This is a genomic window from Nonomuraea lactucae (assembly GCF_003313395.1).
GTDB classification, from domain to species: Bacteria; Actinomycetota; Actinomycetes; order Streptosporangiales; family Streptosporangiaceae; genus Nonomuraea; species Nonomuraea lactucae.
Genome location: NZ_QNFZ01000950.1, coordinates 1 through 9,734, shown reverse-complemented (window position 1 = coordinate 9,734; position 9,734 = coordinate 1). Strand labels below are relative to the sequence as shown.

8 protein-coding genes and 1 pseudogene are annotated in these 9,734 nt (G+C 72.8%); 5 read left to right on the top strand and 4 right to left on the bottom strand.

Going from position 1 to position 9,734, the window contains the following annotated elements; genetic code table 11:
• From DQW85_RS33265 to DQW85_RS33250, 4 genes are all read left to right on the top strand, one after another.
• Positions 1–1,738 (top strand): WD40 repeat domain-containing protein (locus tag DQW85_RS33265; RefSeq protein ID WP_205315596.1); only part of this gene is annotated, 1,738 nt, incomplete at its 5' end.
• Between the two features lie 68 nt (positions 1,739–1,806).
• Positions 1,807–2,424: a hypothetical protein gene (locus DQW85_RS33260; protein ID WP_113703740.1), complete on the top strand. Its 618-nt coding sequence runs from the start codon at positions 1,807–1,809 to the stop codon at positions 2,422–2,424.
• Positions 2,421–2,627 (top strand): hypothetical protein, encoded by a 207-nt coding sequence (locus DQW85_RS33255; protein ID WP_113703739.1) that lies wholly within the window; start codon positions 2,421–2,423, stop codon positions 2,625–2,627. The genes DQW85_RS33260 and DQW85_RS33255 overlap by 4 nt, the downstream gene beginning before the upstream one ends.
• Before the next feature lie 62 nt (positions 2,628–2,689).
• Entirely contained in the window at positions 2,690–3,679 is a 990-nt protein-coding gene (locus tag DQW85_RS33250) for a hypothetical protein (RefSeq protein ID WP_113703738.1), read from the top strand.
• A 105-nt stretch (positions 3,680–3,784) separates the two neighbouring features.
• Here the strand turns inward: DQW85_RS33250 and DQW85_RS33245 are convergent.
• Positions 3,785–4,243 (bottom strand): annotated as a pseudogene (locus DQW85_RS33245) (hypothetical protein); the annotation flags it as partial.
• A 166-nt stretch (positions 4,244–4,409) separates the two neighbouring features.
• Here DQW85_RS33245 and DQW85_RS33240 point away from each other — a divergent pair.
• Positions 4,410–6,701, top strand: a complete 2,292-nt coding sequence (locus DQW85_RS33240) for a phosphoketolase family protein (RefSeq protein WP_420819202.1) — start codon at positions 4,410–4,412, stop codon at positions 6,699–6,701.
• A gap of 167 nt (positions 6,702–6,868) precedes the next feature.
• Here DQW85_RS33240 and DQW85_RS33235 read toward each other — a convergent pair whose 3' ends face one another.
• From DQW85_RS33235 to DQW85_RS33225, 3 genes are all read right to left on the bottom strand, one after another.
• Positions 6,869–7,525: a CBS domain-containing protein gene (locus tag DQW85_RS33235; RefSeq protein WP_113703735.1), complete on the bottom strand. Its 657-nt coding sequence runs from the start codon at positions 7,523–7,525 to the stop codon at positions 6,869–6,871.
• Between the two features lie 172 nt (positions 7,526–7,697).
• The gene (locus tag DQW85_RS33230; RefSeq protein ID WP_113703734.1) at positions 7,698–8,543 is read right to left on the bottom strand and encodes a universal stress protein; all 846 of its coding nucleotides are present in this window, start codon (positions 8,541–8,543) and stop codon (positions 7,698–7,700) included.
• A gap of 147 nt (positions 8,544–8,690) precedes the next feature.
• Positions 8,691–9,365 carry an adenylate kinase family protein gene (locus DQW85_RS33225; protein WP_113703733.1) on the bottom strand — a complete coding sequence of 225 codons (675 nt, stop codon included), beginning with the start codon at positions 9,363–9,365 and terminating at the stop codon, positions 8,691–8,693.
• Positions 9,366–9,734: the final 369 nt, after the last annotated feature.

Below are 9,734 nucleotides of genomic sequence, written 5' to 3'. Positions count from 1 at the left end.
GTCCCGGCAGCGGGACTCGGCCGCCGCCAAGCAGGCCGCCGCCCGGGCGAACGCGCTGCGCGGCGAGGAGCCGCTGACCGCGATGCTGCTGAGCGTGGCCGCGTGGCGGATCGCCCCGGTGACCGAGGCGAAGGCCGCGATGCAGGCGGCGCTGGCCCAGCGGGAGCGCAGTGTCCTGCGCCCGCGCCTGGTGACGGGGGACGCCGCGCACGAGCTCAGCGCCGACGGGCGGACGCTGGTCGTGGTGGACGGGGGCCAGGCGGTGTTCTGGGACGTGGCGACGCGGCGCCGCACCAGGGTGATCGGCGGCGTCTCCGGCCTGGTGAGGGATGTCGCGCTCAGCGCCGACGGCCGACGCCTCGCCGTGGCGGCGGAGCGGCGCATCGCCCTGTATGACACCGAGCGGAACGTGCGGATCGCCGAGTTCGGGGAGGGAGCGCGGTGGGTGGCGTTCGGCCCCAGGCGGCTGCTGCTCGCGGCCGTCACGCCGCGCGGGCCCGGGCAGGTGTGGGATCTCACCAGTCAGACCCTCCTCCCGCTGGACGTCCCCGAGGCCGGCGACCTGGCCTTCTCCGCCGATGACGGCCTGATGGCCGCGACCGCGCCGGGCGGGCGCTACGAGCTGTGGAACTGGCAGGGGCGCCTGGCCCGGCCGGCCGGCGACGTCTTGGCGTTCAGCCCCGACGGGCGGACGCTGGCGGTGGGCACGGGCGGCGGGGTCCGATTCCGGGACCTGGCGACGGGCCGGTGGCGCGCCACCGCGCTGAAGGGCGTCAGGGCGCGGCTGCTGAGATACAGCCGGGACGGCGCCTTCCTGGCCGCCTTCGACGGAGCCCGGATCGGGTTGTGGGCCGAGGACGGCACGCGGCTGATGTGGCATCCCGTCGCCGGCGTGGTCGCCGGGCTGCGGTTCGGCCCCGACGCGGGCACGCTCGCCTACAGCCTGCTCGACGGCATGGCCGTGGTCCTGGACGTCGCGGACCTGACCCGCCCGCGCAGGCTGGCAGGCGACGTCGAGGCGGGGCTGATCGACCCGGCGACCCGCACCGCGATCCTGCGCCGGTCCAGGGTGGAGCTCTGGAGCATCGCCGGGCGCAGGAGGCTCGCCAGGCTGCCGGCCTCCCTGTCCGCCGCGACCGCGATGGCGCTCGGCCCCAGCGGCCTGCTCGCCGTGGGCACCGCCCCTCCCGCCGCGGTGACCCTGTGGGACGCGCGGACCTCGGCGAGGCGGGGCACGTTCGCGGTCGGGGACGCCACCCAGGTGGGCGGGCTCGCGTTCAGCCCCGACGGGGGAACCCTGGCGGTCGCGCCCTTCAGGGACACGGTCACCCCGCCCGCGAAGAACCGGCGGAACGTGCAGCTGTGGGAGGTGCGGCGCGGGGCCCTGACGCGCACCCTGCCGGTGAGCGGCGGCTCCGGCCTGACGTTCCGGCCCGACGGCCGTGAGCTGGCCATCGACGGCGAGGACCACGCGCTGGTGGACGTGGCGACGGGGAAGGTCGCCGGCAAGCCGTTCGGCCCGACCCCGGACGGCGTCCGGGCGATCGCGTTCAGCCCGGACGGCAAGATCATCACCACTGGCGCGCTGGCCTCGTGGGTGGGCCTCTGGGAGGCCGCCGGGCACCGGCCGCTCGGGCGCCTCTCGTTGCAGGCGAGGGAGTTCGAGGAGGTGGACCTGCTGGCGTTCGCCCCCGACAGCCGGACGCTGGCCGTGGGGGGCATGTCGGGCGTGCAGTGACTGGAGACGTCTCATCCGGGGCTCGCCGTACCGCGAGATCTGCTGAACAGGAACGAAGGAGATCCACCATGGAGGCAGCACAGCCCGTCGTCCTCGCCATCCAGGTGACGCCGGAGCCGGTCGTCCTGGACGCGAACCCCGTCGAGGTCATCGTCGAGGCGTCGACGGAGGACGCCACGTCGGCACGCGGGTGGCTGACGGCTCCGGACGGGTCGCGGACGGAGCTGGACTTCGCCGAGCAGCAGGCGCCGTGCGACCGGCGGGCCGTCCACACCTTCCGGCAGGGCGACCAGGCGGGCGACTGGAGCGTCACGGTGGACGCCGGCGGCGCGCGGGCCGCGCACGGCTTCATGGTGGAGATCCGCGGCGCCAAGCCCGCGACGCGGTTCGCGAGCTTCGAGGCCCGGCCCGCCGAGGTGACGCGCGGCGACCCGGTGACGTTCACCGGGCGGCTGGAGCGGGAGCGCGGCGGAACCTGGGCTCCGGCGGGCGGCCAGAGCGTGGTGATCACGTTCCAGGAGGAGAACACCTGCGGCTGGCGGATCTTCGCCGATGCCGTCACCGACGATCTCGGCGTGTTCCGGGCGCGGGCTCTCGCGCCGGAGAGCGGCCACTGGCGCGCGGAGTTCCGCGGCACCGCCGCGCTGATGGGCGATCCTCGTGGAGGTGGCTCGGGAACAAGGTGATCTCGGTCTTCTACCGTGCCCCCGGCGCGCCGGTGAACGCGTTCCATTCGGTCGGCAGCAGCACCGTCACCGCCAACACGCCCGTCCGGCGGGGCCGGTTCACCTCCGACGCCGGCCCCCGTGAGGGCGGCGCGTGGCGCACCGAGTTCGCGGGCGACGCCTACGCCAGGCCCTGCGTGAGCAATTCCGACTCGTCCCTCTGAGACTCCTGCCGGGGTGCGCAATCCGCTTGACGGGGTGTGTCCGGAGCGGTTAAACGACAGACATGGCCCCCCTCCTCGCGCGTCTGCGCGGCGCCCTCCCCAACCTCGACCTCGGCGTCGTACTCCTCGTCGCCGCCGCCGTGAGCGTGCTCGACCTGCTGGAGGTGCTCGAGGACGGCCAGTCCGACAAGCTCATCCTGCCGGTGCTGGCCCTGCTCGCGTTCGTGTGGATCAGGGACCGGAGCAGGTCCGGGCGCATGGCAGACCAGATCGCGGGCCTGTCGCGCACCACCGACGGCATGTGGCGGCTGCTGGCCAGCGGCGACTCGGTGAAGTCGCTCAACGGGGCGGCCATCACCCGGGTCCTGGCGGAGGCGCGGGCGGGCAGCGACCTGTGGCTGTTCAAGGGCGGCACGGGCACCTACATCAGGGCGGTCACCCTGCCCGAGTGCATCGAGCGGGCCAAGCGCGGCCGCAGCAGGCTGCGCTTCCTGCTGGAGCTGCTCGACCCGACCGACGAGGCCCTGTGCTCCTCCTACACCGAGCTGCACCGCAACCTGTCGGACGACGGCGCGGAGGAGAAGGCGTGGACCTCCCTGGGGACGCGCAAGGACGTGTACGCCACGATCCTGTCCGCCTGCTGGTACCGCCAGCGCAACAGCCAGCTGCTCGACCTCAAGATCGGTCTGTCCAACACGATCTCGCTGTTCCGCTGCGACCTCACCTCGCACCACCTGGTGATCACCCAGCGCGGCCCGGAGTTCCCCGGCCTGGCGATCCCGCGCACCAGCCCGCACTACAACCCCTGGTACGTCGAGCTGGAGAACAGTCTCAACCAGACGAGGCTGCTGCCGGTCCACGCGGCCACCCCGCTGAGCGGCATGCCGACCGTGACCGAGACGCGCGAGCTGTTCGCGGCCCTTGGCATCCCGCTCGGCGACGACTTCTCCGACGCCGACGTGACCGACATCGCCCGGAGCGCCCTCAACCGCGTCGACCCCTACCGGGGGCGGGTGCAGGTGCCCGCCGCGCGGACCGCCTCGGTGAACTGAGCGCGGCGACGGTCCTGCGGACATGGCGGCGCGCCCACCCCTGGGACGGGGTGGGCGCGCAGGGCCCATGACGGTGGCTGCCTCGCGCAGGGCCCATGACGGCCGCTACCTGAGGACGGGGTGGCGCCGGACGATCGGCAGGTCGCCGAGGCCGAGCGTGCCGCCCGCACCCGCCATGGCCAGGCCGGCCAGCACGATCGAGTAGATGATGTGGTCGTCCATGAACGGGTTGTTGGCCAGGGGCAGCTCGGCCGCCCACATGAGGAGCAGCATGAGGCTGCCGGTGGCGGCGGCGGCGCGGGTGCCCACGCCCAGGATCAGCGCGGCGCCGATGCCGAGGAGACCGGCCATGAACAGCCAGTCCACCCACGCCTGCCCGGCCAGGGCGCTGAAGAAGCCGCCGAGGGCGTTCTCTCCCGTCCCCTTGAGGAAGCCGGTGGTGGGGCTGCCGCCCTCGATCCAGGCGCGGTTCGCCGGCGTGGCGAAGCCCAGGCCGAAGGTCTTGTCCAGGAAGGCCCAGAGGAACACCCAGCCGATCGAGATCCGGGCGACGGCCCAGACGTAGAGGAAACCTTTGCCAAGCCTTGGCCGGGCAGTGCCGTACGGCCTGGCCCGCCGGGACCTTCGGCCCCGCCACGGGTGACCTCCGGCGGCTGGTTGCGATCGTGGGTAGGGGGAACAGTGGAGCTCTGGCCGGACCGAACCCCTGGAGGAACGTCGCATGGGCGTCATGGAGCACATAGACGCGTACTGGCGGGCCGCGAACTATCTGTCGGTGGGGCAGATCTACCTGCTGGACAACCCGCTGCTCAAGGAGCCGCTGCGGCCCGAGCACATCAAGCCCCGCCTGCTGGGCCACTGGGGCACCACCCCGGGGCTGAACTTCTGCTTCGCCCATCTCAACCGGATCATCCGCGAACGCGACCAGGACATGATCTACATCGTCGGCCCCGGGCACGGCGGGCCGGCCGCGGTGTCCCACGCCTGGCTGGAGGGCGCCTACACCGAGCGCTACCCCGACGTCTCCCAGGACGAGGAGGGCATGCGGCGGTTGTTCCGCCAGTTCTCCTTTCCCGGCGGCGTTCCCAGCCACGTCGCCCCGGAGACGCCCGGCTCCATCCACGAGGGCGGCGAACTCGGCTACAGCCTGGCCCACGCCTACGGCGCCGCGTTCGACAACCCCGGCCTGACCGTCGCCTGCGTCATCGGCGACGGCGAGGCCGAAACCGGGCCCCTGGCCGCGAGCTGGCATTCCGGCAAGTTCCTCGACCCGTCCCGCGACGGCGTGGTCCTGCCCATCCTGCACCTCAACGGCTACAAGATCGCCAACCCCACGGTGCTGGCCCGCATCCCTGAATCCGACCTGCTGAAGCTGATGGAGGGCCACGGCTACCGGCCGCACCTGGTGGGCCCCGACCACCAGCAGATGGCCGAGGTCCTCGACGCCGTCTTCGACGAGATGGCCGCCTACCGCGCGGGCGACACCCCCCGCCTACCCATGATCATTTTGCGTACCCCCAAGGGGTGGACCGGGCCGCGCGAGGTCGACGGCCTGCCGGTGGAGGGCACCTGGCGCGCCCACCAGGTCCCCCTCAGCGCGGTCCGTGACAACCCCGACCACCTCGCCGCGCTGGAGACCTGGATGCGCTCCTACCGGCCCGAGGAGCTGTTCACGCCTGACGGCCGCCCCCACCCGGCCGTGGCTGGCACCGTCCCCGACGGGCCGCGCCGGATGAGCGCCAACCCCCACGCCAACGGCGGCGAACTGCTCACCCCGCTGCGCATGCCCGACTTCACCGCGCACGCCGTCGAGGTCAAGGCCCCGGCCACCCACGCCAGCGAGCCCACCCGCGTCCTCGGCGGCCTGCTGCGCGACCTCATCACCGCGAACCCGCGCAACTTCCGCCTGATGGGTCCCGACGAGACCGCCTCCAACCGGCTGAGCGAGGTCTTCGCCGTCACCGACCGCGCCTGGAACGCCGCCCGCCTGCCCACGGACGAGCACCTGGCCCCCGGCGGACGCGTCATGGAGGTCCTGTCCGAGCACCTGTGCCAGGGCTGGCTGGAAGGCTACCTGCTCACCGGCCGGCACGGCCTGTTCAACTGCTACGAGGCGTTCATCCACATCGTGGACGCCATGTTCAACCAGCACGCCAAGTGGCTGGAGGCCTCCCAGAGGATCCACTGGCGCCGGCCGATCGCCTCCCTGACCTACCTGCTGAGCTCCCACGTCTGGCGGCAGGACCACAACGGCTTCAGCCACCAGGACCCCGGCTTCCTGGACGTCGTGGCCAACAAGAAGCCCTCCGTGATCCGCATCTACCTGCCCCCTGACGCCAACACCCTGCTGTCGGTCGCCGACCACTGCCTGCGCTCCCGCGACTACGTCAACGTCGTCGTCGCCGGCAAGCAGCCCGTCCTCGACCTCTTCACCGTCGACGAGGCCGTCGCGCACTGCACCCGCGGGCTGAGCATCCTGCCCTGGGCCAGCACCGACGCGGGCACCGACCCGGACGTGGTGCTCGCCTGCGCCGGCGACGTCCCCACGCTGGAGACCCTCGCCGCCGCCGACCTGCTCCGCCGGCACCTGCCCGGCCTCAAGGTCCGCGTCGTCAACGTGGTCGACCTGATGCGCCTGCAGCCGCCCTCGGAACACCCTCACGGCATGTCCGACGCCGAGTTCGACACCATGTTCACCATCGACAAGCCCGTCATCTTCAACTTCCACGGCTACCCGTCGCTGATCCACCGCCTTACCTACCGCCGCCGCGGCCACCACAACCTGCACGTGCGCGGCTACAAGGAGGAGGGGACCACCACCACCCCCTTCGACATGGCCATGCTCAACGACATCGACCGCTTCCACCTGGTCATGGACGTCATCGACCGCGTCCCCGGCCTCGCCGGCGCCCAGGCCCACCTGCGTCAGCGGATGGCCGACGCCCGCCTGAGCGCCCGCGCGCACACCCGCCGCCACGGCGAGGACGACCCCGAGATCAGCGGATGGACCTGGCCGTCATGACACCTCCCGGCGCATGACGGCCGCGCGGTGAGATCCCGGAGGGGGCCGGCGGCGAGACCTTCGGGAATGGGCCTCTTCGTGGTCTCGCCGCCGACGAGATATCCGAGTGCCGTGCGGGCGGGCCGGCGTACGGCCGCCGCCCCGCCGGGCATCGGAGCATGGGAGTCCTAGAGCTGAGGCGGGACGATGAGCAGGTCCTCCTTGTCGTCGGCCAGCACCGGGACGACGTCCACGACGCCCTCCACCTGGCGGATCGCCTCGACCAGATCGATGACCTGGGAGCTCCACTCGACGGTGCCGCGGACGGTCACCACACCCGAGTCGATCTCGACCCAGAACGCCGAGGGGGCGGGCAGCAGGGCGTTGACGTCGGCCTCCAGCTCGGCCGCCGGCCGGGTGAAGACGCGCAGCACGTCCTGCTGGTGCAACGTGCCGCTGACGCGCCCGGTCACCGGGTCGATCACGGGCAGCTGCTTGATCCGCTTGTCGCGCATGAGCCGCGCCGCGTCGCGGACCGGCGTGCCGGGGGTCACGGTGATCGCCGGAGCGGTCATGAGCTGGGCCGCGGTCACTCCCGCGGCCTTCTGGTGCTGCTGCCGCCGCCTGCGCGACTCGAAGATCTGGGCGCCGTGCCGTACCGGCTCGATCTCCTTCTGCAGCAGGTCCTCCTCCGACACGATGCCCACCGGGCGGCGGTCGGCGTCGATCACGGTGACCGCGCCGACGGCGTAGCGCTTCATCGCGTCGACGATGTCGGCGAACGACGCGTTCTCGCGGACGGTGATCGCCACCCGTCCCATGACGTCCCTGACGTTGACTGGCATTGGTGCCACCTCGCTTCCTCCTCTCACGATCCCGTTCGCGCCCCGGGAGGCGGCAGCGGCGAACGTCCCCGGGCATGCGGCCTTAGGTCCTCACCGACGGACGTCACTGACGCGGACCGCGGACCTCACCCGCGCGGATGACGGACCTCATCACCCGCGCGGATGACGGACCTCATCCGGCGCGGACGACGGCGACCGGGCCGTGGGTGTGGTGCAGGACGCCCCGGCTGACCGACCCGAGCAGCGCCGCGCCGATCGCGCCGCGGCCGTGCGAGCCCACCACGAGCAGGTCCGCCTCGGCCGAGGCCCTGGCCAGCGCCTCCACGGGGTGCGCCGTCTGAACGTCCTCGACCACCGTGACCTGCGGGTACTCCTTCTCGAACCGCTCCAGCGCCCTTCGGACGACCTGGTGCTGCGTCGCGCGGATGTCGTCCAGGTCGAAGGCGAGCTCGGGCGCGAAAGCGTGCACCGGCAGTTGCCAGGCATTCAGCGCCCGCAGCGTGGCGCCGCGCAGCGCGGCCTGCTCGAAGGCGTACGCCAGTGCGGGCTCGCACTCGGGCTCGTCGTCCACGCCTGCCACGATCTGGCCGCGCACCGGCCGCCGCTCACCGTGCACGACCACGACGGGACAGTGCGCGCGTCCGGCCACGTGGTCGCTGACCGAGCCGAGCAGCGCCCCGGCGAACCCGCCGTGCCCCCGGCTGCCGACCACGACCTCGGTGGCGCCCTCGCCCTGCTCGCACAGGACGGCGGCCGGCGAGCCCTCGATCAGCTCCGTGGTGACCTCCACGGACGGCTGGCGGTCACGGGCGAGGGCCAGCGCCTCCGCCAGGATCTTCTGCCCGCCGCGTACCAGGGGGTCGGGCCATTCGGCGGCGGGGAACTTCGCGATCTCGTACGGCGAGCGGTCCATGGCGTGCACGATGCGCAGCGGCTCGTGCATGCGGAGCGCGTCGTTGACCGCCCACTCCACCGCGGCGCGCGCGGGGACCGACCCGTCGACACCGACAACGATCATGGCTCCTCCTCCTGCGTCCGGCCTCCATCGGACCGTGGGCCCCACCGCGCCGGGCAGGGCCGGAAGTCCCGACCCGCCAGGCCGAAGGGCACCACCGGCGCGCGCCGTCCCGACGTGAGACGAGCCGGCGTGAGACGAGCCGGCGTGTCAGGCGTCCGGCCCGGCCTGGTTCGCCGGGGCCTGGTAGGCGGGCAGGCCGAGCCGGTCGCGGATGGCCTGCTGGATGGCGGCCTTGTCGCCGCGGGCGTCGACCGTCGTGACGTACTCCTTGCCACGGAACAGCTCCAGCACGGGATCGACCTTGTCGTGGTAGTCGCGCAGCCGCCTGCCCAGCGCCTCGGGGGTGTCGTCCTCGCGGGTGACCAGCTCCCCGCCGCACACGTCGCACCTGCCCTCCACCTCTGGACGGTGGGCGATGAGGTTGTAGTCCATGCCGCACCGGGAGCACAGCCGCCGCGCGAGGACGCGCCGCCACACCTCCTCGTCGGGCAGGTCCAGGTGGATGACGCCGTCGATGTCGTAGCTCTCCAGGAAGAACTCCGCCTGGCGCCGGTTGCGCGGGAAGCCGTCGATGACGAAGCCGTAGTTCCAGTCGTGCTGCTGGAGCCGGTCTCTGACGACGTCCTCGACGAGGTCGTCGCCGACCAGCTCGCCGGCCGCGACCAGGCGGCGGACCTGGGCGCCGAGCTTGGTGTGCTGCTTGACGTGCCACCGGAAGACGTCGCCGACGCTGATGTGCGTCAGGTCGAGATCGGTGGCCAGCAGCGTGGCCTGGGTGCCCTTGCCGCTCCCCTGCACCCCCATGATCACGTATTTCCGCATGCCCCATTGTCCGCCGTACGGCGTGCCGCGCGCGGGCACGGGTGGGCGGCCGCCGCATCGCGTGTCGGCCCCGCCGCGCTACGTGTTGACACAGATGACCAACCAAGCGCATGCTTGTGATGCGATGAGGGGCCCTGGCGTCCCCGCTCGCCCGTAGCCGTCGCACCCGGCGCGAGGTGCCACCGCGGTTGTTCCTCCGGCTGCCGCCGGCGGGGGCTCCGCCGTCGCAGCGCACGCTCGCGAAGGGATCGATCAAGCATGGCCGACGCACCTGGCTTCCCCACGCCCTCCTCCGGACCCGCCACCGCCACCGCCCCGGCCGGGGAGCGCCCGGGACGCCGGGCGGTGCTCCGCGGCGCCGCGCTGGCG